Source organism: Burkholderia sp. JP2-270 (assembly GCF_003233675.1).
Classification (GTDB): Bacteria; Pseudomonadota; Gammaproteobacteria; order Burkholderiales; family Burkholderiaceae; genus Burkholderia; species Burkholderia pyrrocinia_C.
Genome location: NZ_CP029828.1, coordinates 314,854 through 339,131, shown reverse-complemented (window position 1 = coordinate 339,131; position 24,278 = coordinate 314,854). Strand labels below are relative to the sequence as shown.

Genomic DNA, 24,278 nt, shown 5'->3' with positions numbered 1-24,278 from the left:
AACAGTTTGCGGCCCCCGGCACCCGCGTTAGACCTCGTTCCGAGGAGGCAAAGCAACGACCTTTCCAGAAGAAACTGCCTGTAATGTTTCGACTTCCTGACGAAGTGTTTCATTGATCGAGGCCAGCCTCGCGACGTCGGCCAGTGCAGCGTCGCGCTCCGCACGCAAGATCTTCAGCTGTTCTCGTACTTTCTTGACTTCGGCAGCCTTGGCGTCGCGCTGCTGCCGGGCGCCCCGACCGACTTGAGTGCGGATCTCTTCGGCGATGTCGGGATAGGTGTTGTGGACGAGGCCGGCGCTCACGCCGGCCTCAGTGGCGACTGCGGAGATGCTCAGCTTCAGTCCCTTGTTCTTGACCCTCAGCATTGCCCGCTGCAGTTCGTCGCGCGTCTTTGCTCTGTTCCGGCGGCGGGGCGCCGCGCCCGTCTGGGCCTCGGCGAGCGTGGTGCCTGCGCGGGTGCTCATGTGCCCTCCAGCGTGGCCGTGTACACCTGGGCCTGGTCATCGGTCGGCAGCGCGCAACCGAGATCCTGTAGCACCTGCTTAGAGCGCTCGACCGCCCGCCCGGCCTTATCTGCCACCACGGGACCGCAATCGGTGATCGCCGCTAGCCGCAGGTTGTCCAGGTGGATCATCTGCCACGCAGATGCTTGCCCTTGGTCAATGACGGCCTGCGAGCAACCTCCGCACATTGATGGGTCGTACACCCCTTGGCCGTGACAGCCGTGCGTGCCACTGATGCACCATGCGTGTCCGGTGCTGCGCAGTTCGACCGACTCGGCCGTTTGTCTCAGGAGCTGCTTGATGTCTCGTGCGGCACGAGCCCGCGTCTGCAAGATTTTCTTACCGGCGCCTCCGCTAAGCAGAGCATCGGGATGCGCCCAACCTTCCAGCAGCCCCAGCCGCGCCTCGAACATCTCCTCTTCGAACTCACGATATAGGGCGTGATCTTGGTATGGGCTGGCGGCGTAGAGTTGCGTCCACGACATCGACGCATGTTTGAGTTGCCACTTCAGGAAGACGAGGCCCATTCGCCCCAGACGCGAATTCGCGACGTTGTAGGCGAAGGTGCGACGGCACTGATGGTTGGCCAGATCCCACTCTGTCCCGGCAGCCACGGCCAGTTGCTTCAATTGGTAGGCGCAGGAGGCAGAGCTCAGCACTTCGACCCGCGCCCCGGTTGCCAAGTGGTCAGAGGCTTTCACATTCAGACCCAACACCAGATGCCGGCCGATCCCGCGGACATGGTTCAAGCGGTGCGCGGCCTCAGCAATCCTCATGCCGTTGCCGAGGCGGCCAGTGAGATCGGGGGCCTGCGCCAGCAGATCTTCGAGCCATCGTGCCTCGTCGGCCAACCGCGCCTGCAGCGGTTCGGCGTAGCGCTGCAGAATCTCAAGCGCGTGGATGGCCTCTGGAGGCACCAGGAAGTCGACATCGCGTCCGCCGGTGGTCTTGATCTCGCGCGTGCGCACCCAGTGATACGTCACGCCGTTGCGCTGTTCGGTACGCCAACACCCGCTGGTGACGCCAGTGCTCTCCGAATTGCGCATTCCCGATGAGACCTGCAGCAGGTAGAGGACTGCATCGCGGATCGCGGTGAGCGCAGCGCGATTGGGGGCTCCGATCACACCTGCGTCTCGAGCCCGGAACAGGCTCTCCGCGTGAGCGAGGCTGGCCTCGCAGTGGCTAAAGAGTATGCGCTGCACCGAGCGCGGGATAACGGGGGTCATGCCGGTGCGGCCCGATGGGCCCCGGTGGTCCTCGTTGCCGCCACATGCATCCCAGAGGGCGAGCCCCGCCCACGGGTGCTCAAGCAACGGGTGCAGTACTTCCATGTTGAACGACCAGACGAGGTTAACAATCTGCAGCCGTGTATGCACGGACATCGGCTTGAGCGTGCGCCGCAGATCCGCGATGTGGTCAGACAGGTGCAGCGCTCGTACCTGGCTGAAGTCGCTCAGGCCCAATTGCGCAAGGTGCCTCAGCACCAGTACGCCCATGCGGCCAATCTCCGCCATAGAGCTACCCGACCACTTCCGCCCACGGGGACCGCGTCGCTGAGCGCAGTAGAGTGCCGCTTTGGCATCGTCGACCAGCGCGTTCGGCACGTCGTCCGGCCAGACGATCTTCAGCGCTGAGGCCTTGCGGTTCTTCGCCTCGACCACCGACGCGAGGTCCCAGATGCGGTCGCCGAAGCGGCTCACTGGATGCTCGTGGCCGGCGGCATCAGCCACGGCAGTCACCACGATCGCGTCACGCTCAGCCGGAGGGATGCCTACCAAGCTGATCGGCTGAGCCGCCAGCAACTCAAAGGCCCGCAGGGCGCATGGCGCGCGGATAGAGCTGACCGGCACAACAAGAATCCCAGAGTGTTCTTGGGGCGCGCCAAGGGTCGAGGTGGAGGTATTACTCATGCCCTTGGTCCTGCCCGGCGCTTTCTGCGAGCCGCCGGGCCATAGTGTCGCCTTGTGATCCGGCACCGTGCGGTTCCAGCGCTAAGGCGCGGCTGCGTGCGCGGCGGCTCATGGTCATCTGGTGCTCCCAGTAGGGGTGCAAGCCTGAGGCGGTCCGGGCGTGGGCTTGGGCGACCCGGCTGGGCGCGAACTGGCGCTGAGTGAAATCGTCGATGTAAGGGATGGCCAGCCGGTATCGGTCGCGCAGGTCCTCAAGCACGCCGTCGGCTGTGCGCTCCGGACCCAGGGCTTCGTCAAGGTAGTCAAGTTCGCCCTGCGCGAACATCTGGAAACTGAACAGGCGCCAGAGTTCGTCCACGGTGCCAACGATGGCGAAGCTCGAGCAGAACAAGCACATGACGTAGCGGTCGCAGTAGCTGCGGCCGTCGTTCGGCGCATACTCGCCGCTGATCAAGTCTGAGCACGCGGAGACTGGCGTCGGCGTCGGCAAGGCGCTTGCGCCCTCTTTGCTGACCTTGAAGGGGTGCACTTGCACCGGCTGGATCTCAGGCCCTTTGGAAGCCTGATCTTCGGCCTGCATCGAAGCAGTGTAGTCGCCGTTCATGAAGCGCGCCGCTTCGGCCTTGCGCTCCGCGTTCATCGACGCGTAGTTCGTCCCAGCCACCCTCGGCGTATTGCCCATCAGGTTAGCGGTGATCGCTATGTCGCCATCGGCTGTGCGCAGTGCGCGGTCGAAGCGGCTCTTGCGCAGCCGACTAAGGTTGAGGCGCAACGGCCGGCCCTCGTCTCCCAGTAGGTTGTGGCGTTGGATGACGCTTTCGATGGCCCTGTTGAGGGACTTGCTGTCAAGGCAGGTGATATCGCCCCTTTTTATCGATCCTGCACTTGCTTCAGCGCGATACAACCAGATTCGCTGCTTCAGGGCGGGTGGTGCCTCACACACCAGCTCGCGGGTGCTTGCGATGGCTTGTTGCAGCACAGCGCCTTCGGAGAGGTCGAAACAAAGGTCTTGCTCGGCGGGCTGCTCGCTCAGTTGAGTTCCCGTTTGCCGTTCAAGAGCGGCGCGGCCGATACTGGAACGGATCTTCTTGCTGCGGTGCTTGGCAGTGCGCATGCGGATCGTGCCAGGTAGGAATCCCGGCGCCAACGCGTCACGGCACATCTCGAGCAGGGGTGTCGGATTGAGCCCCTGGCGGTGCGCCACCAGCAATAGCCTGAGGCCCTGCACGGCACCTTGCTTCAGCGGTAGGCGGCCGTGGTGAACGTCAACGAGATCGGACTTGATAGCTTTGGCCAGGCGCTCTTGCTCGGCGTCACTCAGGCTAGTCTGCAGACTGTCTTCGCAGCTCCACGGTAACGCACCGTGCCGGAAGAAGCGGGAAGGCTCACCCGCGATGAAGCCCTGTGCGAACATTTCGGTGAGTACGGCCTTGACGCCTCGGTAGGTATTGCGCGTCGAACTCGGTCTCCAATCTGCAGCCTGCGCCCGCTTCTGCAGCCAGCCGATGAAGTGTTGGACATGCTCCGGAGACAGGTCCAACGGGAGCTTCGGCCTCGGGGGCACAGATTTTTGCGAACTGCCCGTGAGGTACTCGAACAGGTAAGGCAATTGCCCAAAGTACGTGGTGACGGAGGCTGTCGCCCGCGCGCCCGAGAGCAGCATCGCTTTGAGGCAGAAGCCGGATGAGCACACCCAGTCGTCGATGCCACGTCCCAGCCAGTCACGAAGGTCGAGCGTCTTGATTCTCTGAGGGAAGCGGGCCTCTCGCCCCAACAGCCCCACCATGTCGATGAAGGTGTCGTCGGCGATGGGCCTCGGCCGTTCGCGTGACGTTGATGTAGCGTCGACCGGCGCGGCGCGATGCTCGCTGACGTTGTAGTTCTTCTTTCTGCCCATGGCGCGACTCAGTGTCGAGGATCAACGGTGGATGCCGGCGGCGCCGGGGCCAGGGCTTTGCTCACCCCGTACAGCTGGTCAAACTGCTCCATTATCGCCAGCGCCTCGGCGCCCAGCAGTCGCTCGATCTGCTGCAGATATACCATTGTGGTTTGGACGCTCGCGTGGCCGAGGCGATCGCGGACGTACATGAGCGGCTCCAGCTTGATCTCGGGACGGCTGCGCAGTAGCAGCAGGGTATGGATCGCGTAGCTGTGACGCAGCATGAGCGGGCGCACCCGGAAGCCGACCCTGTTGCTGAGATCCGTGCAGACCTTCACCGCAGATTCCTTGCTGTAGCGCTGGCCATGGATCGTTAGGATCAGTTCTTTGCGCTCCGCCGCGCCTATGAGACCGTTACGCTCGTATGTCGTGTATGCGTACATGTCCTCCATCAGGCTGTATGGCATATGCACAACCCGGGCCTTGTTCAACTTGATCTCCATGTCCCGCGGGTCGAGGTGCACGTCGATAAGGGTGCCTGGCTTAAGAGCCTTTTGGGCACTGGGATCAAACACGTACGACAGAGGGAAGGTGCGTGCCTCGACTGAGCGCAGACCAACCCGCGCCATCAGATCGAACAGCAGCCGTTGCGATGCAGAGCGTATCGATTGCCGCGCGATCGTCAGTTGCTCTATGGTCAGAAACGCAGGTTCCTTGTCCCATTCGTTGAGCAGCACTGCCGGACGGCTACATGTCCTGCGACCGCCAGTGACATGGGCCAAGTCATGCTCAATGTCGTACACTGCGATGTCGGAGTAGCCGAAGGGCAAGCGGTCGATTCGCCCGCGCTCATGCGCCCATTGGTACATCGCCGTAACCAACCGCAACCGGTCGTTGACCGTTGTCGGGTCCAGTTTCAGGTCCAGAGTTTGCCAGTCGCGGTAGACACTTACGACGCTCTGCCCGACCGACGCAAATGGATCGTTCCATTTCCAATCGTTCGCTTGAAGGAATCGGGCAAAATCCCATAGCCGGCGCCCGTACGCCTCCCATGTCTTGGGATCCAGTGCCTTGCCAAACTCAAGCAACCGATACACCAGGTAGTCGTGAAACGGCTGGGCAGGCTCCATCGACTCATCGAGGATCAACGGGAAGCCCGGCCGCGGTCGTCCGGCGAAGACGAACTCCCGGGTGGCGCGCACGTACCTCACGCGCCGACCTCGCCCAACATCGCCGGCACCTGCGGAAAAGGCGCACGCAATAGATGCATCACAAGTTCGACTGCGTCTGGAGCAGTGACGTGCAGGCGTCGGGCGTCTAAGGCGCGCACGGGAGCGATGTCCCACTCGAGCATCATGTGTTCGGCCATTCGATGAAGCACACCGAGCACTGCAAGGGCGAGGCCGCGCAGTCGCTGTAGTTCCGAGTTACCTGCAGGCTGCATCCCTTCCTCCGGCTCACAATCCCGCTACTCGTCCCAAAGAAATTGAATAGCAATACAGAGGACCGTGTCTGTCAACGTATTTCTCGCTAACAAAATGAAGTGTTCCTATAGGTGTATCGTCCCCATTAAATCCTCGAATGTCGACGCCTGGCTCGCACCGGATCCAAGCCGGCGCGCGCAGCTGCGCGAGATCCTCGCCGATCGCGAACGGCCGTACTACGAGCACCAGCTCGCAGCGTAAACGCGGGGGTTGGTGGGGTGGTTATCTCTGTCATATACTGTACAAACATACAGTATTTTGCGTAACCGACCCCATGCACCCCGCCCTCGCCCATCCTGAAGTCATACACCCGGCGCTCTGGCGTGCCAGCCAGCTGGCGCGCTCGAGCGTGCGCGGCGTCGACACGGGCTATCCGGATTTGACGGCCGAACTGCCCGGCGGCGGCTGGCCGGCCGGCGCGCTGGTCGAACTGCTCGCGCAGCAGCCCGGTATCGGCGAGCTTCGGCTGCTTGCACCCATCCTCGCGCGCGCGACAGGCAAACCGGTGGTGCTGATCCAGCCTCCGCACGCGCTGCAGCCGCTCGCGCTCGCGTATTGGGGAGTCGATCCGTCCGGCTTCATCACGCTACCGGCGCCACGCACGGCGGACGCGTTGTGGGCCGCCGAACAGGCGCTGCGCGCCGGCACGTGCGCTGCGGTGCTGCTTTGGCAGTCGAACGTGCGCGCGGACGCGTTGCGCCGCCTCAATCTGGCTGCGCAGAGCGGATCCGCGCTGTTTTTCCTTTTCCGACCGGCGGCCGCCGCGCGCGACGCGTCGCCGGCACCCTTGCGTCTCGCGCTGGCGCCCAAGCGTGACGGCATCGACGTCACGTTCGTGAAGCGCCGCGGGCCGGCGCGCGACACGCCGCTATTCGTCCCCTTGTCCCCCTCGCCGATTTTGTTGAACCGCCATGCAAGTCTGGATCGGCGTGCTGCTACCCCACGCCAACATAGAAGTGTTCCGGCCGCGATCGCCGGCGCCGTCGCCTGACGATGCGCGCGGGCTCGTCGTGCTCGAGGGCGGCCGCGTCGTGGCGCTCGATCGCGCCGCGCGTGCGCGCGGCGTGGTCGCCGGCATGCGCCGCGGTGGCGTGCTGTCGCTCGCGCCGGACGCGCAGATCCGCGAGCGCGACGCCGCGCGCGAGCGCGAGCTCGTGCTCGGCGTTGCCTATGCGCTCCTGCAGTTCACACCGAGCGTCGTCGACGCCGAAGAAGCCGTGGTGGTGCTCGACGTGACGGCGAGCCTGCGCCTCTTCCATGGCATCCGCGCGCTGCGTCAGCGCGTGCGCGACGTCGTCGCGTCGTTCGGCGTCACCGCGGCGATATCCGTCGCGTCGTCGGGTCCGGCCGCATGGATGGTCGCCCGCGGCTTGCGCGGCGGGCTCGCGTTGTCGGCTCGATCGTTGCGCCGCGCGCTCGCGCGCGTGCCGCTCGTCGTGGCGCCGGACGCCCGGCGCTACGCGAGCTGGTTCGAGGATCTCGGTTGCGAAACGCTCGCCGATCTGCAGCGCTTGCCGCGCGCCGGATTGAAGAAGCGCTGCGGCACGCAGCTGCTCGACTGGCTCGACCAGGTCGCTGGCACCGCGCCGGCCGCCTACGATTGGCTCGAAATGCCGCCGTCGTTCGACACACGCGTTGAACTGATGGATCGCGTTGAGCATGCCGAGGCGCTGCTGTTCGTCGCGCGCCGGCTGATCCTGCAGCTGACCGGCTGGCTCACCGCGAAGCAACTGGACGTCGCCGCGTTCGCGCTGCTGCTCGAGCACGAACGCGGGCGGGACGCGATCGCGCCGACCGAGATCGAGATCGCGTTGGGCGCCCCTACCCGCTTCGAGGAACACCTGACGCGGCTCGTCAAGGAACGGCTCGGCCACGTCGAGCTCGCCGGGCCTGTGATTGCGGTTCGACTGGTCGCCCGCAGCGTGCAGGAAGCGGCCGCACCGAGCGACTCGCTGTTCCCGGAGCCCGGCGGCACGCCGCAGGATCACGCGCGGTTGCTCGAACTGCTGACTGCGCGGCTCGGCGCCGAGAACGTGCTCGTCCCGGCTCCCATGGCCGACTACCGTCCGGAGCCGGCCGCCCGATGGGTGCCGATGCGCGACGCGCCGAAGCCGTCGCCGCTGCCGGCCGATCTGCCACGGCCGGCCTGGTTGCTCGACAAGCCTGTTCCGCTGCTCACGCGCCAGCATCGGCCGTTCTACGGCACGCCGCTGCGAATGGTGTCGCCCGGCGAGCGCATCGAAGGCGGCTGGCAGGACGGGCAGACCGTGACGCGCGACTACTTCGTCGCCGAGGACGACAACGGCATCTGCTATTGGATCTACAAGGAGCGGCCGACGGCCAGCGACGAGAGCGAGGCGCGCTTCTTCCTGCACGGCCTGTTCGGCTGATCGCCATGAACGGCGCGAACTACGGCGCCCTGCCCGCCTACGCGGAACTCCAGGTCGCAAGCGATTTCTCGTTCCTGCACGGCGCGTCGCGCGCCGAGGAGTACGTCGCCCGCGCGGCGCAGCTCGGTTACAGCGCGATCGCCATCACCGACGAGTGCTCGCTCGCCGGCGTCGTACGCGCGCATGTCGAAGCGAAGGCGGCTGGCCTCCCGCTGATCGTCGGCTCGCACTTCCGGTTGACCGGCGCTGACGGCTCGCCCGCGCTCGCATTCACCGCGCTCGCGATGAATCGCGACGGTTACGGCAACCTCTGCGAATTCATCTCGCTCGGGCGCATGCGCGGCAAGAAAGGCACGTACCGCCTGGCGCCGCTCGATCTCGAACATCCGGAAGCGCCGGTGACCCACCTGCGCGCTCTGCCCGACTGCATCGCGATCCTGTCGCCTGACTTCCCGGCCAACGAGCAACGCCTCGACGCTCAAGTCGAATGGTTCGCGCGCGTGTTCGGCGATCGCGCGTGGGTCGCGCTGACACTGCACGCGCGCGCGATGGACGACATCCACCGCGGCGTCGTCGAGCGCGTCGCCGCGCGCCACGGCGTGCCGGTGGTGGCCACCAGCTGGCCGCTCATGCACGTGCGATCGCGCAAACCGCTGCAGGACGTGCTGACGGGGATCCGGGTCGGCCGGCCGGTAGCGGAGTGCGGGTACGAGCTCGCGCCGAACGCGGAGCGTCACCTGCGATCGCGTCTGCGGCTCGCCAACCTCTATCCTGCTGGCGCGCTCGAGGAAACCGTACGCGTCGCGCGGCGCTGCACGTTCTCGCTCGACGACCTGAAGTACGAGTATCCGGATGAATTGGTACCGGCCGGCACCGACCCAGCGACGTACCTGCGCGAGCAGACCTACATCGGCGCGCGCCGGCGCTTTCCCGCCGGCATCCCGGTCGACGTCCAGGCGCAAATCGAGCACGAACTGCAGCTGATCGCCGACCTGAAGTACGAGGCGTATTTCCTGACCGTCTACGACATCGTGCAGTTCGCGCGTGAGCGAGGCATCTTGTGCCAGGGACGTGGCTCGGCCGCGAACTCATCAGTCTGCTACTGCCTCGGCGTGACCGAGGTCGATCCATCGCGCCAGTCGATGTTGTTCGAGCGGTTCATCAGCAAGGAACGCAACGAGCCGCCGGACATCGACGTCGATTTCGAGCATCAGCGCCGCGAAGAGGTCATGCAGTACATCTACCGCAAGTACGGCCGCGATCGTGCAGCGCTGACGGCCGCCGTCACGACGTACCGGCCGCGCAGCGCGTTGCGGGAAGCCGGCAAGGCGCTCGGCGTGGATCCGGCGATCGTCGATCGCGTGGCGAAGCAGCACCACTGGTTCGACTCGCGCGCCGATCTGCTGCAGCGGTTTGCCGAGGCCGGCCTTGATCCCGAAGCGCCGCTGAACCAGCAGTGGGCCGCGTTTGCCGCGCAGCTGCTCGGCTACCCGCGACACCTGTCGCAACACTCGGGCGGCTTCGTGATCAGCCGCGGCAAGCTCACTCGGCTCGTGCCGGTCGAGAACGCCGCGATGGACGATCGCTCGATCATCCAGTGGGACAAGGACGACATCGAGGCGCTTGGCATCCTGAAGATCGACGTGCTCGCGCTTGGCATGCTGTCGATGGTGCGCCGGGCGCTCGACATGATTTCCGAAAAGCGCGGCGAGACTTTCGAGTTGCAGGACATCCCGGCCGAGGACAAGCCGACCTACGACATGCTGTGCGACGGCGACAGCATGGGCGTGTTCCAGGTGGAATCGCGCGCACAGATGTCGATGCTGCCGCGCCTGCGGCCACAGTGCTTCTATGACCTGGTGATTGAAGTGGCGATCGTGCGGCCGGGCCCGGTGCAAGGTGGGATGGTCCATCCGTTCCTGCGCCGGCGTCAGGGGCTCGAGCCCGTCACCTACCCGTCGCCGGACGTCGAGAAGGCGCTGAAGCGCACGCTCGGCGTGCCGATCTTCCAGGAGCAAGTCATGCAGGTCGCGATGCTCGCGGCCGGCTTCTCCGCCGGCGAGGCCGACCAGCTGCGGCGCGCGATGGCGGCCTGGAAGCGCAAGGGCGGCTTGGAGCCGTATCACGAGCGCCTGGTCAGCGGCATGCTCGCGCGCGGCTACGATCACGAGTTCGCCGAGGCGATCTTCGCGCAGATCAAGGGTTTCGGCGACTACGGCTTCCCGGAGAGCCACGCGGCCAGCTTCGCGTTGCTCGTCTACTCGAGCGCATGGCTGCGTCGCCACGAACCGGCCGTGTTTCTGGCCGCCCTGCTCAACAGCCAGCCGATGGGCTTTTACACGCCCTCGCAGCTGCTGCAGGACGCGCGACGCCGCGGCGTCGAGGTGCTGCCCGTCGACGTCAACGTGAGCACATGGGATTCGGCGATCGAAGGCCCAACGACGTCGGCGCCCGTGCGCCTCGGCTTCTCGCTGTTGCGCGGCATGCGTGAGGATGTCGCCGGCCGCATCGAGCTCGCACGCGCTGCGCGACCATTCGTCGACGTCGCGGACCTGGCGCGCCGCGCGTGGCTCGATCGGCACGACCTGCAGGTGCTCGCGCGCGCGAACGCCCTTCGCACACTGGCCGGCGGCAATCGACGCGCGGCGCTTTGGTTGGCGGCCGCCGCGGTCCCTGATCGGGATCTGCTGCGCGGCACCGAGCGCGACGACGCGGTGCCGGCGTTGCCTCAAGCATCGGAGGGCCACGAGATCGTGACGGACTATCGCTCGATGGGCTTCACGCTCGGCCGGCATCCCCTGGCGCTGCTGCGCGATCGCCTCGCGCTCGATCGTCTACAGTCGGCCGAGCAGCTGCAGACGTTGCGCAGCGGGCAACTGGCGCGCGCATGCGGAGTGGTCACGGTTCGACAGCGGCCGGGCACGGCGAATGGCGTGCTGTTCATGACGCTCGAGGACGAAACGGGCCAGGTGAACGTGATCCTCTGGCCCGGCCTGCTGGAGAAGTTTCGGAAGGAAGCGCTCGGCGCGGCGCTGCTCGCCGTCTATGGCGTATGGCAGGCCGAGGGTAAGGTGCGGCACCTGATCGCGAGCAAGCTCGTGGACCGGACCGAGCTACTCGGCGCGCTGCCGACGACCGCGCGCGAGTTTTGCTAGGTGTTTTCGAGCCGCCGAACGCGCATCGGCGCGCGTCAATCGATGTGCCCCCAATTAACCGCAGCCTGCAACCAATTTAACAATATTTTAGAGGCGTTGGCGGTAAACCCGCTATGATCAATAGGATTTGATATCTACCGCGCGCCGGCGCGTCAGTCTACTTAAATACGGCGCGATATCCGAGGGCGGATTAGAGTAGAAATTCGAGATATTCCCGCGACAGCCAGGACTTTTTCAGTTTTGACTTAAGTTGAGCACCGACGCGGGGGAATTCTATGTGCACGCAGGAAGGGGCATTACATTATCGCGATTATTGCGATAATCGCAGGGTGGAGCGAGCACGTTGTGGCTCCGTCACTCTTGAGCGAAAGTAACCACTGCCCCTCCAAAAACCAAAAAGGGCATGCAGTATGGGCCACAGCACGTTGTACCAAGCCTTGCGTCTCGGGGACGCTCAGTACAACCGCCTCGTCAAGCTGGATACGCCGCTGGGCGCGGACTGGCTACTGCCACTGTACGTCAAAGGATCGTCTCGACTCGGGCGTGACTACGAGTTCATCGTCGATACGGTATCGGCGCGCGGCGCCCAAATCAAACTGGCCGCACTGATTGGAAAGGCGATCACCCTCTGGATTCAGCAGTCCGATGGCACTTACATGCCGATTCATGGTTACGTCCATCAATTCAGTCGAACAGGCGCGGATGGTTCGTTGACCTATTTCCGCCTGCGTTTCTCGTCATGGTTGCATTTCCTCCGGTTGCGACGCGATATGCGCGACTGGCAGGAAAAAAAAGGAGACGAGATTCTCACGGACGTTATCAACGAGCACCCGCAAGCGCGCGGCGCATTTCGATTTGAGTTGCGCCAACCTTTGCCGAACTACTCCAACCGCGTTCAATGGGAACACGACATCAACTTCGTTCACCGAACGTTGGAGGAAACTGGCACGTTCTTCTATTTCGAACAGGCACCGAATGGCCGTGCCCACTCGATGGTAGTGGTCGACGACTCGTACTCCTTGCCTGAATTGCGGCGAGCCGTCGTCCAGTTCGGTCGCTCCGCTATTGGCGAAGAGGCAGATGGCTTCATGCAGTGGAAGGAACAACTGCAAATCGAAAGCGCGTCTCTTACACGACGCTCGCCCGACTACATGCGCCCTGACCTTCCGCGGGAAGTGCAAGGCGACACCGACGTTCACAATACGCTGCCGACCGACGGCGAGATATACGAGTATCCGGGTTCCTACGGTTGGTCGGGTTCGGATCATGGCGACGCGCAAGCGCGAATTCGCCTCGAAGAACGTCGGTCGAGGATGAAGCGGTTCCACGGATCTGGCGCGTTGCGCTGTGCGATGCCCGGCTTTCGTTTCGAACTGCAGGGGCATCCCCTTCACGACGCCGGCCCAAAGGAAGAGCGAGAGTTCGTCCTGATCGGCGTCGACTGGCTGATCCGCAACAATCTTCCGGGTATGGACGATGTTACCGATGTCGCGGAAAGCCTCGCGAGCGAACTTGTCCATGCCAAGACTGGTGCAACAGTCACGCACGCAGACGGAAGCGCGGGCTTCTATCACGTGAGCGTAGAGGCGCAGCGGCGCGATGTCCCCTACCGCAGTCCGCTCGAACACGCCAAGCCTGTCATGCAGTTGCAAAGCGCGATCGTCGCCGGGCCCGCGAAAGAAGAGGTGTACACGGATGACCTCAACCGGGTAAAAGTCTGGTTCTTCTGGAACCGTCGTGACGAACGCACGGAAGGGGCATCGATTTGGGTGCGACCTTCTTTTCCGGATGCCGGCGACACGCGCGGCGGAATCCATCCTCTCCGCAAGGGCGACGAAGTCGTCGTCGGTTTCATGGAAGGGGATTGCGATCGTCCGGTGATCATCTCGCGGATGTACGGTGGCGCAACGAAACCGGTGTGGCATACGAATGGCCTCCTATCCGGCTTTCGATCGAAAGAGTACAGCGGCGGCGGCTTCAATCAGTTGGTGATGGATGATTCGACCGGCCAGAGCCGTGTGCACCTTTACTCGACTAGTTACGACTCGCACCTGCACCTTGGCTATCTCATTCAGCAGAAGGACAACACACGCGGTGCCCTTCTCGGCAACGGCTTTGACCTCAAGTCGACCGCTTATGGGGCTATTCGAGCCGGGAAAGGTCTGTACGTGTCCAGCCACCCGGCGGCGGACGGGCAGCCCTTGGCGATCGATCAACCGACCGACCAGCTCAGCCGTTCCCAGCTGTTGATTGAATCCCTCTCAAACGCAAGTACTACCGCCCAAGCCGAAACGTTGGAGGACGGCGAGAAGGCGCTCAAGGATTTTGTCTCTGCCATTCGCCATCCGCTGACTGGCGCGACGGGGACCGGTGGCCGCACGGACGGTGGCGGTACGGGCGACGCGAATGGCTTCAGTCAGCCCGTCGTGCTGATCGCGAGCCCGGCGGGCGTCGCGATCTCGACACAAAGCAGCGGACAACTCTCCGCCGACAGGCAACTCACACTGATGAGCGGCGAGACAGCAAACGTTGTCGCTGGTAAATCGCTTGTCGCCGCAGCAGTCGAGAAGATCAGCCTGTTCGTTCAGAAGGCCGGCATGAAGCTGTTTGCAGCAAAGGGGAAGGTCGAGATCGCGGCGCAATCGGATGCGATGTCACTCTTCGCTGACCGCGATGTCACCGTCACGAGCAACCAAGGTCGAGTGACGATCGAAGCAAAGGTCGAGATCATCTTGAAGTGCGGTGGCTCTTATATTCGCTTGAACGCAGAAGGCATTGAAGACGGGACACGTGGTGCCCGGACAATCAAATCCGCCGCATTTAGCCGTCAGGGTCCCAGCTCCGTGGCAGAGCACATGAACAGCTTGCCGAAGACTGCGTTTAACGATCCCTACATCCTGCACAACAAGATTACCGGGGAAGCGCTCGCGAACCACCCATACGAGATCGTACGTGGAGACGGCACCGTCATCAGCGGCACGACCGACGAGCTTGGCAGGACGATCGTGCAGCAGAGCCACGACGTCGAGAACGTCCAGATTCGAATCCTCCCGTTTCCCAGCACCGGTTTGTAGCGCGCTCGATGTGCAACGATCCACACACTGCAGCCCGAACGACTGACTACGAGACCAAGGTATGAGCAACAACAACAGTACAGGCAGCAATGCCGCAAAGCCCGACTCAGTGACGCTGAACGCGACCCATGGCGCCGACGGCAAGCAATGCACGAATGCGACGCTCACACCTGACTCGGATCGGCGGAACAAAGTCGTTCAATGCGATCCACGGCCCGCGATTCCGATCATCTTCATTCCGGGAGTCATGGGTTCCCTGTTGATAAGCAAAAAGACCGGCGAGCCGGTGTGGGACCCGCCGAACAATACGGCCTCCGGGGCCATGTTCGCGTATCACGCGACGCACCAGTCGCTCAGCGAGAGGCAAGCGAACTACGATCCCACCCAGGCGATTGTGACCCCACTCGGCCGTGTGAATGCCTACGGCTGTGACATTGGCAACGATGAAGCGCGTCGGCGTGGCTGGGGCAGCGTCCACATGGACAGCTACCACTCATCGCTCGCATGGCTGGAGTTCCAGCTGAATCACCCCTACTACAACGGCCAGATCTCCGGCTATTGGGTTGCGTCAGACAGAAACGGCCAAGACTTCACCGTAAAGCCGTTGCTCGGCACGGACCCAAAGGAATACGGCGCATTTGGCAAAGCCGCCGACCCAATCAAAGCCGATTCGGACGAGTTCAAGAAGTTCGCAAAATATCGCTACCCTGTCTATGCCATCGGTTACAACTGGATTCAGTCAAACGAAAAATCCGCGATGGATGTAGTCAACGGCGTCAACTGCCCCAACCCGAAGAATGGGAAGGTGCAGCGATTGATGGGGATCAAGGAGATCTGTGCCGAGAACAAGGTAACGAAAGCGATCATCATCACCCACTCGATGGGCGGGCTCGTAGCTCGGATGGCGTGCGTTCTTGCCGGCAACGAAGGTTTGATGCATGGCGTGATTCACGGCGCGCAGCCTGCGACTGGCGCGCCGCTTGCCGCGCGTCGGTTCCGCGCCGGCGGTGAGGGCGAGGACGCCTGGTTGAACAAGGTCCTTGCCGGCTATAACAGCCGCGAGTTCACCGCCATTTCCGCCAACGCCCAGGGCCCACTGGAACTGCTGCCGATGCCTGATTATCATGCCTCCGAGCCGTGGTGGATCTTCCAGAATATGAAGCGTCAAACGGTGATGGCGCTGCCGAGGCCGGGCGACTCGATCTCGCTTTTCAGCACGACCGATTGGTATTCACTGGTCCCGGACCAATCACCTTCCGTTATCGATCCTGCCGGCATCACACAGGCGCGATTGGCGACCAACACCCCGGCCGTTTCTGTCGCTCAGGACTTCAGGTCTTCGATGGTCGAGGTCGTTAGGCGACAAACGAAGCTGGTCAACAGGTACCATAAGAACACGTACGCGTTCTATGGTAACGGGATGCTGAACCAGAACCAGAAGGAAACAGTCAAGGACGCGCGGACCGGGATGACGGCTCAACTTCCCAAGCGGGTCGAACGTACCGAAGACCCCTACAAACTTTTGACGTGGGGCAACGTGATCTGGCAAGGTGATTTCCCTCCGGGCGTCACGGAGGCCGACGTAATCAACGCAAAACTCCTGAGTGACGACGGTATTGGGACGATTCGTATCTTGGTGAAAAATCAGCCGGTCACGCTGATGGCGGTAAAGAAATCGAAAGAAGCCCCCGACGCTGCGGGCCGCGGCTTCATTCCCGGCGACGGGACGGTCCCGGCGTGGTCGGGAGAAGCAGTCGCGCGCGGTCTCAAGCCGGGCGTTGCCGGTGGTATTGCCGAAGGGGTACAAGTCGCCTTCGAGCAACGCGGATTCGACCATCAAGGCTGCTACACCCACCCTTGGGCTCGATGGGCCACCTTATACAGTGTAGTGAAAATCGTGAAATCGATAGAAACCTAGACATGGGAAATTTGATACGTCCAGTTCATCGCATCATTCTTCCGTTGGCGATCGCAGCGCTTGGCGCGGTCGCCTGTACACAGCAGAAACCATCGGAGTCCTCTATGTCGCAACCGGTTATGACCGACACCCGTGCCTGGTGTATTGGTCGATTTGCGGTTGATCTTCCTCACGCGACCGACGTGTACGTTCAGGACTACAAGTACATGGGCTATTCCATCGAGCCCGTCCCCAATGTCAGTCAGTCCGAGTTCGTGACCCGCGTCAGTAAGCGGGAACAGGAGCTTCGGACCTCGATGCGTGAAGATCCACACAAGGCGTTCGCCTCGACGAAGACCCCGTGGCTTCACCAAACTGTGGAGCCGACTGCAACTTCACGGCTCTTTGTCTACGGTCGCTATGACGACAAGCCGGAAGATCTAGTGTATGACGTTGAAGGGTATGCTGAATCGAACGGCACGCTCTTTGTCTTGAAGAATCGATTTGGTGCAAAGTACGATCAGTCGGCCATCTCGAATGTCTCCGAGATTCTGCGGAACATCCATCCGAGAGGGGATTGGGATGTCCCGTCAGATGGCGCATTCTGTTTCCAAGGGGGAGCGATCGGCGGGAAACCGATGCCTGGCTTCGACGCATCGGTTGCCGCGCGCCTGGTCCATGGGCGGCCGTCGAACTTCATTGTGACGATGCGAGAATCGGTCGAAGGCGATGGCAAAACCTCGTTCCTGGAAACGCTCTCGAAAGCTGATGCGACGCTCAAGCAATACGCAGGAAACACCGAAGTTCTGCGAAAAGGGAGCCGCGAAGTCGCAGGCATGAAAGCCGAAGAGCTCGCGGTGCATATTCACGGCGATGGCATCCAGGCGTATCACTTCTTCCTGTTCTCGCCGGGCGTACCAGGTGATCCGTCAAAACCCAACCTGAGCGTGCAGCTGCTGTTTGGCGCGGCCCCTGATGAAGGTACGCCAGCCTCCGAAGCGACGTCGCCGGTCGATCTAGCACAGGCCACGCAAGCCTGGGATGCGGTCCTCAAGAGCTTCCACTATCGCGGTTCTAAGTGATCCGAGGTCGATAATGAAGCGCTTTGATATCGTCAAGGGGGACTCGACGACGGCAGGCGGAGTCGTTCAGGGGGGCGACTCCGGCGACCTCCTGAATGGTCGCGAGCAAGCGTACGAGAACGATCCGGTCATGTGCCCGGCCTGTAGCTCGATAGGGGTGATCAAATGTGATGGGCCGCGCCACTCGATGACTGGCCCAGACGGCCGCCAAGCCGCTCTAAGCGATGACCTCTGCATCTGCAAGTGCACACCACCCCCGAAGCTCATTGCCTCGCAGTCGACCTCATACACAGACACGTAGCCGCACATTATTCGGCGGGCTGCTCGAACTCGTTCGATTCACCGAAGAAATCTCGCTGGCCAGGTGGCGACATCGGCGGTTGCCGCGCCACTCGTGGGCGTACGTGGCCCGCCCGCTTCAACATACGCGCAATGGCTTGCAATTGGGCCCACAGCTGATCCGCGTCCTCGATCGATAACGTGTCGGCTGCTGCCTCTAGCGCTGCAATGACAGCTTCAAAATGCTCGGGAGCTTTCGCCAGTACCGGTAGAGCTCGTGCGCGCGCCTGCTCTTCTTGATACACGGCGAGCCAGCACGCGAGTGCACTGCGTTCGTCGCGTTTCAACGCTTGGACTAGCGCCGGCGGCACGGGTTCGTCGACGCGAAACGATCCGACTATACTGCGTACACCTCGGCCGCCAGGCTGCGATTGCGCGACTGCGGCGGCTCCTTTCGGCGGTTCGATGCGCACCAACTTGACTAGGCGTCCTTGTTTGCGAATCAGCATGGAGTGTTGTCTGGTTCACACGATCACCGCTAGAGGATAGCGCAAACCGTTGCCATGATCGACTGCGCCCCACGATGGGTGAAGTGCGCGCGGGAACGCTCGGGGACCGCCCGCGATCCAGCAACAAATCGGGACTGCTTGCCGTGAGAGCCGCCCTTCGCCTATACCGTATTCGATACGACTATGGGAGGCATCGTGATCGTCCCTTTGTTGATGCCGCGTTTGTTTTGTACAGCCTTCGAGCTGGCCGGCGCAATCTACGATGGCGAGGTGTTGATCGACGCTCGTCGCATCTTGGAGGTTCGCGAAATGCTGATTTCGTTTTACGGAATGGACCCCGGCCCCTACGAAATTGCTCTCGCGACCGTGGCAACTGACGTGTTCTCCGACGAAAACACACGCGCCTGTTTCCTCGAACGGGTCGATGCCTTCGACCGGCTGCTCGCGGACAAAGCTCTAATTGACGCGTGGGGCAAGCACGGATGGGTACGCCATAATGCGAGCGATCCAGATCGGTTTGCGCCAGCTCGATTTGTTGTCGAGGCAGCGGCCATCTGCTCCTTGGACACCTATCGCCGATCGTTCGGCCTGCGGGATTTTCACGCAGCGGCGTACAAGCGAGCCGTCTCGCGAGGCGTGGAATTCTGGTGACCCCACCTCTTTTGCGAAGGTGCATCTCAACGTCGGGGTTACTTCTTTCCTTCTGTTGATTTCCGCTCGACGCGCGGCGCAGACAATGACGCGCGCGCCCGCGGCCGACTGAGAGCGACACGTTGTTCGCTCCGCAGAAGCTCGTTAGCAGCTCGCACCTCTTTCAGTTCTGCCCGCACTTCAACCAACTCGGCTTCCCTCTCACGACCATGCTGGCGGGACTCCTCGAGAGTACGCTCAAGCGACTGTTGAGCTTCACGCGCAGCCTCGGATTTCGTGGCCGCAACTGTAGGCGTTCACAATAAGCGCTAGCAATGTTCACAGGCGCGCTACTATGTTCAGCAACCCTGCTAGCGTAGGGTTCTGAACCGCGAAAACTGGGGAGTTCGATAGCGCGATATTGCTCGTAGACCAGCATCGATAGCTGCGTCTTTTCGGAAATCGGGCGCCTGGATTCAGTTTCCCAACAATCATGGAGTGCTTGGTCAGCCCGCTCTGCCTGCTTTCGCGGACACGCGCCCCTCCCAAGCCGCCTGAGCACCGATGCGACCTTCGCTGCTCGAGTTTCGATCTGTTCGAGGGTAGTCATGTTCACTCCAGCCGAGGCACCGGGCAGACACGCTAGCGAAATTGAAGGACACGAAAGACGCGCTAGCAAAGTTAGTGAGCATAGCTGACAATACTTGTGGCGTAACGGCAACACTGCGGCAAATGCACCGTTTCCCCCAAACCCCTTGAAACTAGGCGGTTTGCGCTTGATCACCGTTAGCATGGTTACTGAGCACCGCTAGCGCTAATTGTGAACACCAACAGCAACTGACGTCTACGTCGGACTGGGTGCGCAGCTGCGCCGCGTTCACGTAGATCGTGGTGGTCTGCAACGATGCGCGCTGGCACTTCCGCTCAAACGCCCAAAGTCAGAACGGTGTCCTGCATTTATCCCAGCCACGGAGGAAGCCCGTGGGCTTCCAGTTTTCGACGAAATGCGTCGTTTTCGTCGAGCTTGGCCAGGTGGTCGATCTGGGGTACTAAATCGGCCACGAGATGCGGCTCGGTATTGTCAGCACCGACCAATTGGTGAAGTACTGTTGCATTGTCGGCACTACACGAGATTGGGAATCGTTGTGCGCCCGCGGCCAGCAGCCAAATGGTTCGTGTGATGCCATTTGTGAAGCCGATACAGGGCGCGGCTTCAATTGCGGGGGCATCGTCCGGCCCAACACCCGTGAGGCGCCGAAACCACCTTCCAAGGCGTCTCTCTGTAACAGGGGGAGCAGGCTGCTTTTGTTTTCTCGAAAGCCAACCGTGGACGTCTGCGAGCGGCACCGGATTGGACCAGCCCTCGTCAAAACCTTTTCGAGCCTCATCAAACTTGTAGTCGTGTCGCCATCCTTCAATCGTTTGATGCGCGATCTCCGGATAACCACTTCCTTCCTGACGCCACGCCGTGAGGAAACGCTCTGCATCAACTTCAATCACCGCCCTGTCGGAGCATCGTTCCGAGATCCTCATCCAAACCTCACCGTGTTCTGGGGTTGGGATGCAAAACAAGGCGAAGCGCTCCAAGTAGAGCATTGTTTCCAGATGAGAAAATGTCTTCATCAGTTTGGGGATATCCGAGCTTCTAATCGGTGAGGCCGTCGTGTGCCTGGCGCTCCCCCTCCTCTTCTAACATCGCTCCGAAGGGGCGCTCGACGCCGCATTCGGCCAATCGTGTCTACAGCAACAGCATTTGTCCGCCAAGTAGGTCGGGCGTGCCCGACGGCGGGGGGCGCTGCCCCGCCAATCAGAACGGAAGTCGCCGCTCAAGTGGTGACTTCTACCAGACACGCGTAATGCGCGTCGTCCTCACTGCCAACGGGCGCCGCCGTGAAGATACCGCGGGTCTGATAGGTGATATTCACGTCAAGCATCCACCGCGAGGCCAGTGTTCTGGGACGTCCTGAATACTCAAACCGTTCAGACGGCGCTCCGATGCCCAGCACCACGAGGAACGCACGGCATCGCTCTCCGCGTGTTCGCTTCGCTCGCTGCAGGCTCGCGAGCTTATACAGGTCCCAATCAAGCTTTCGTTCAGGCGCGTCATCGATTTTCAACTCGAACAGATATCGCGTGTGAAATACGCGGCCCTTCTGGTCATGCCGTTCTATCTGGCGAACCGCCAGATCCCCCCGCCACTCCTTCGACTGCAGGTCCAGTGGCGAAATTCTGTTGTATGCCGGGTCTTCTTGGACAACGAAATTCGAAGGCTTGTGCGTCTTCATAATGCCCTTCAACTGTCGCTGACGCACGCGCTCATGTGCTCGCACACGACGCTCGTCGATCCAGTCGCTGCCGGCAAAATAGACATAGCTCTGCATGCTCCGTGCGAGCCAAGGCTTAACGTACTGCGGGTCGTACTGTGTCATTGGGTGAATTCAATTGGTTGGGCGCGGGCGTTGTACCGTCGCATCCGCACATGTCACCATGTCCAGCGCTCGCCTGCTACTTCGGCCCAGGCCTCGGATTCTGACGAGCAACGGTGCTGCTCGGCCGTCAGCGCAATCGCGACCAGCAAGTCGTCGACGCGCCGGTCGAACGCATCGTCATTCTCGAACGGCACCTGCAGCACCGTGACGCCGTCGCGAGTCGGTGTGCGCACAATACCAGCCAGCAGCTCGCGCTCAACGCGATCGAGCACGCGCGCCCGGCCGCGGCCGCCGGCGCGCTTCGGTTCGACCTTCAGCGTGACATGCACGGGCACCATCGGCGCGGCGCCGACTGCATCCGCATCGGCGGCGGACAGCGTCGAGCTCGGCGCTCCGGACGGGGTGGCCTCCGGCGTCGCGTTCGTCGTGCCGCCCGCGCCATCGGCTCCGTCGAGCGCCGCGTTGAAGAACGCCTCGACCGACTGGAATTGGCGCACCGCGTCGGCCTTGGTGTAAAGCGTGGTGGTGCCCAAGCTCGCATGGCCGAGCAGCTCCTGCATGTCGCGAATGTCGGCGCCGGCGTCCAGGCCGTGGTTCGCGAAGGTGTGGCGCAGCCAGTGCGTGCTCGCTCGGCGCAGGTCAGTGGCCGCGTTCGGGTACGTGATCGCAAGCTGGTCGGCGGCCCGCGCAAAAATCCCCTTGAACAGCCAGCCGACCCCATCCGGCTGCAGTGCCTCGCCGGTCACCCGATGGGCGATCAGCGGCGTGTCGGCCGGCGCCGTCTCAAGCGTCAGCGGCTCGTGGCGCGTGCGCAGCTGGACCCGCAGCGCATCGATGAGCCGGTGCGGCATCGGCACGGTACGCGCGCGCCGGCCCTTGCCCTGCACGCGCAGGCTCCACGCGTCGTCGAGCGCCCCGTCGAGCGCGCTGCGCGTGAGCGCGCCGGTGGTCGCTGCGGCGAGCTCGGCGCGGCGCAGTCCGGTCGCGTACGCGAACAGCAGCAGGAACGCGTCGCGCGCATGCGTGGCCCCATCCGTGGCCTGCTCGCCGGCGACGTCGAAGGCCGACGCGGGTCGCAGCACGGTCTGCAGCACGTATTGCCACTGCGCGCGGGTGAGCGTTCGCCCGGTCGCGTCGATCGGCACGGAGGGCGCAGCCGGCAGCCCGCCGAACGGGTTCACGCGCAGGTACTGCTGGCCGACCAGCCACGCGCCCATCGCGTTGAGGATCCGCCGCGCGGTATCGCGGCTGCGTTCCGACAGCGGACCAACGAACGGCCGCCACGCCGGATCGAAGCGCTCGATGCGGCCGCGCCCGATCCAGCGCGCGGCGGGCTGCGGATCCCGCAGGAACCCGTCGAGGTATTCGGCGCAATCCATCGTGTTCAGCGACGACAGCGGTTTGCCTTTGACGACGATCGCCCACAGCAGCAGCCGTTCGGCTTCGCGCCGGTACGCGCGGCGGGTCGCCTCGCTGCGCGCGCCGCGCGCCGCGATCCACGCGTGGACCGCCTGCAGGTCGGTGTTCAGTTCGGCCTGGTGCGCGGGCACCGGCGCGCGGTTCAGGCCGGCCGAGCCGTCGAGCCCGGCCGGTACGCGCAGCGCCTCGAGCGGCACCACGTCGGCGCCGGCGCCCGGCACCGGCTGTAGTGCCGGGTGACCGGCGACCATCTGCCGGCGGGGCGTGACGGCGAGCGGCGACAGGTAGCCGAGCGTGTCGGGGTGCTGTGCGATGAAGTCGGTAATGCGCTGCGCGCCGATCTTGCCCAGGCGCGGCACTGCGCTATACCAGCGCTGGCGCCGCGCCCGCATCAGCTGGAGCAGCTGGCCGAAGTTGGCGACGCCGGCGGCCGCGAGCCGCGCGACCAGCCGCGCGTCGAACCAACCGTCAAGCGTGTGCTCTAGCTGCGGCGCCTCGACGAGACTCGCCTCCATACGGACCAGCGCCGCGTCCTGGCGATCGCGCAGGCGCCGATTGCGCGCGACCTTGCGGTCGAGCGCGACCGACGAGACCGGCGGATAGGTGTCGACGTACAGCGCAACGAGCTCGCGCTCGCTGTAGAACGCATCGGGGTCGACCGACTCGCGGAAGACCTCGAGCGTCGGCACTTCCTGGCTGGCCGCGGCGCCGGCATGCGCATCGCGCGGCAGGCTGCCGGGTTTCAGGCGCTGCAGGTGCGCGGCATCGATGTCGCGCGCGCGACGCGCGGCAATCGTCAGCGTGTCCCGCAGCGTCGCGAGTGTCCGGCGCGTGACGCGCACGTCGGTGCCCGGCACGCCGTAGTGCGCGTGCAGCACCGGCTCGTCGAGCCCTTCCAGATACGCGCGGTACAGCGCGAAGTGGGCGGGCGTCAGGCGCAATAGGACCACGTCAGCGCCCTGCGGTAGATTGTGCCAACGACGTCAGCCGGGCTTCGAATTCGGGCATCAGCGGATATTCCGCTGGATCGCGGTCATACTCCCGTTCAAGCTTGGCGAAAGCGGCGTCGAAATGTCGTTGCCATGCGATCACGTACCCCGAGTCTCGAAGCTCTAGATCGCCCCGGATCCCGTTCGCGAGCTCACACGCAAGCAACCCAAAATGAACGAGACGTTGCGCCTCAAGCTTCCAGAGGTCGAACGCGTCGAACCGCACTTCGTGCTTGTCAAGCCAATCCGCACTGACGTCGAGCGCCCGCTCGAATTCATGCAGCTGGTCGACGAGCCGGAGCGGCAAGGCATCGAGGACGGACCGTGGTGAAATGTCAAAGTGCAGAGCGACTGGTTTCAGGTCTTTGAATACCGCATCCTCTGCGATACCGTAGTCCAAGAACGCATCCTCGATTGGGCTCAAGTCTGCCTCCGCGCGCTTGGCAAACGCCTCGAGCGGCAGCAGCGCATCCTGCAGTGCGCGATTCTGTTGTTGCTTCGCCGTCTGGTCCTCCCGCTTGCGATCGCCTCGTTTCAGCCACCACGCCACCCAGCCGTTCACCGCTGCGCTTAACACGGTGCTCGACATCACGATTCCCACCACGCTGCCCAACGTTAATTCGACTGCCATCACCTGTCCCTCATTCA

Annotated in this window: 18 protein-coding genes; 8 read left to right on the top strand and 10 right to left on the bottom strand. The window is 63.1% G+C overall.

All coding sequences use genetic code 11. The features are described from left to right. Window positions 1-27: 27 nt before the first annotated feature. Genes DM992_RS40965 through DM992_RS42195 form a run of 5 tightly spaced genes read right to left on the bottom strand, consistent with a single transcriptional unit; the run spans window position 28 to window position 5,737 of the window. Window positions 28-465 (bottom strand): TetR family transcriptional regulator, encoded by a 438-nt coding sequence (locus DM992_RS40965; RefSeq protein ID WP_111021882.1) that lies wholly within the window; start codon window positions 463-465, stop codon window positions 28-30. Next, complete coding sequence (locus DM992_RS40960; protein ID WP_111021881.1) at window positions 462-2,414, bottom strand: tyrosine-type recombinase/integrase; 1,953 nt, start codon at window positions 2,412-2,414, stop codon at window positions 462-464. Before DM992_RS40960 ends, DM992_RS40965 begins: the two co-directional genes overlap by 4 nt. Next, entirely contained in the window at window positions 2,407-4,311 is a 1,905-nt protein-coding gene (locus DM992_RS40955; protein ID WP_239511564.1) for a hypothetical protein, read from the bottom strand. Before DM992_RS40955 ends, DM992_RS40960 begins: the two co-directional genes overlap by 8 nt. Before the next feature lie 8 nt (window positions 4,312-4,319). After that, window positions 4,320-5,504 carry a site-specific integrase gene (locus DM992_RS40950; protein ID WP_111021880.1) on the bottom strand — a complete coding sequence of 395 codons (1,185 nt, stop codon included), beginning with the start codon at window positions 5,502-5,504 and terminating at the stop codon, window positions 4,320-4,322. After that, entirely contained in the window at window positions 5,501-5,737 is a 237-nt protein-coding gene (locus DM992_RS42195) for a hypothetical protein (protein ID WP_162631888.1), read from the bottom strand. The genes DM992_RS40950 and DM992_RS42195 overlap by 4 nt, the downstream gene beginning before the upstream one ends. Window positions 5,738-6,051: 314 nt before the next feature. On the opposite strand from DM992_RS42195, the gene imuA reads away from it, so the two are divergent. The 7 genes from imuA (at window position 6,052) to DM992_RS40915 (ending at window position 17,676) form a co-directional block, all read left to right on the top strand. After that, on the top strand, window positions 6,052-6,768 hold the full coding sequence (imuA, locus tag DM992_RS40945) for a translesion DNA synthesis-associated protein ImuA (RefSeq protein ID WP_111021879.1): 717 nt from the start codon (window positions 6,052-6,054) through the stop codon (window positions 6,766-6,768). Next, a complete protein-coding gene (locus tag DM992_RS40940; protein WP_204356229.1) occupies window positions 6,689-8,167 on the top strand; it encodes a DNA polymerase Y family protein in 1,479 nt (492 codons plus the stop codon). Before imuA ends, DM992_RS40940 begins: the two co-directional genes overlap by 80 nt. A gap of 5 nt (window positions 8,168-8,172) precedes the next feature. After that, window positions 8,173-11,322 carry an error-prone DNA polymerase gene (locus DM992_RS40935; RefSeq protein WP_111021878.1) on the top strand — a complete coding sequence of 1,050 codons (3,150 nt, stop codon included), beginning with the start codon at window positions 8,173-8,175 and terminating at the stop codon, window positions 11,320-11,322. A 410-nt stretch (window positions 11,323-11,732) separates the two neighbouring features. After that, window positions 11,733-14,396, top strand: a complete 2,664-nt coding sequence (tssI, locus tag DM992_RS40930) for a type VI secretion system tip protein TssI/VgrG (RefSeq protein ID WP_111021877.1) — start codon at window positions 11,733-11,735, stop codon at window positions 14,394-14,396. 61 nt (window positions 14,397-14,457) lie between these two features. Next, on the top strand, window positions 14,458-16,314 hold the full coding sequence (locus tag DM992_RS40925) for an alpha/beta hydrolase (RefSeq protein WP_239511563.1): 1,857 nt from the start codon (window positions 14,458-14,460) through the stop codon (window positions 16,312-16,314). A gap of 119 nt (window positions 16,315-16,433) precedes the next feature. Next, window positions 16,434-17,375 (top strand): T6SS immunity protein Tli4 family protein, encoded by a 942-nt coding sequence (locus DM992_RS40920; protein ID WP_239511562.1) that lies wholly within the window; start codon window positions 16,434-16,436, stop codon window positions 17,373-17,375. A gap of 13 nt (window positions 17,376-17,388) precedes the next feature. Further along, on the top strand, window positions 17,389-17,676 hold the full coding sequence (locus DM992_RS40915; protein WP_105392861.1) for a PAAR domain-containing protein: 288 nt from the start codon (window positions 17,389-17,391) through the stop codon (window positions 17,674-17,676). A 7-nt stretch (window positions 17,677-17,683) separates the two neighbouring features. Here DM992_RS40915 and DM992_RS40910 read toward each other — a convergent pair whose 3' ends face one another. Continuing rightward, complete coding sequence (locus DM992_RS40910) at window positions 17,684-18,163, bottom strand: hypothetical protein (RefSeq protein WP_204356228.1); 480 nt, start codon at window positions 18,161-18,163, stop codon at window positions 17,684-17,686. A 183-nt stretch (window positions 18,164-18,346) separates the two neighbouring features. Here DM992_RS40910 and DM992_RS40905 point away from each other — a divergent pair, with 183 nt between their 5' ends. Next, window positions 18,347-18,814 carry a hypothetical protein gene (locus tag DM992_RS40905; RefSeq protein WP_239511561.1) on the top strand — a complete coding sequence of 156 codons (468 nt, stop codon included), beginning with the start codon at window positions 18,347-18,349 and terminating at the stop codon, window positions 18,812-18,814. A gap of 936 nt (window positions 18,815-19,750) precedes the next feature. On the opposite strand, the gene DM992_RS42190 is transcribed toward DM992_RS40905, so the two are convergent. The 4 genes from DM992_RS42190 to DM992_RS40890 form a co-directional block, all read right to left on the bottom strand. Next, a complete protein-coding gene (locus DM992_RS42190) occupies window positions 19,751-20,416 on the bottom strand; it encodes a hypothetical protein (protein ID WP_162631887.1) in 666 nt (221 codons plus the stop codon). Between the two features lie 203 nt (window positions 20,417-20,619). After that, entirely contained in the window at window positions 20,620-21,174 is a 555-nt protein-coding gene (locus tag DM992_RS40900; RefSeq protein ID WP_162631886.1) for a hypothetical protein, read from the bottom strand. A gap of 101 nt (window positions 21,175-21,275) precedes the next feature. Next, window positions 21,276-23,591 (bottom strand): phage integrase family protein, encoded by a 2,316-nt coding sequence (locus tag DM992_RS40895; protein WP_111021874.1) that lies wholly within the window; start codon window positions 23,589-23,591, stop codon window positions 21,276-21,278. 1 nt (window position 23,592) lies between these two features. Then, a complete protein-coding gene (locus tag DM992_RS40890) occupies window positions 23,593-24,261 on the bottom strand; it encodes a hypothetical protein (RefSeq protein WP_111021873.1) in 669 nt (222 codons plus the stop codon). Window positions 24,262-24,278: the final 17 nt, after the last annotated feature.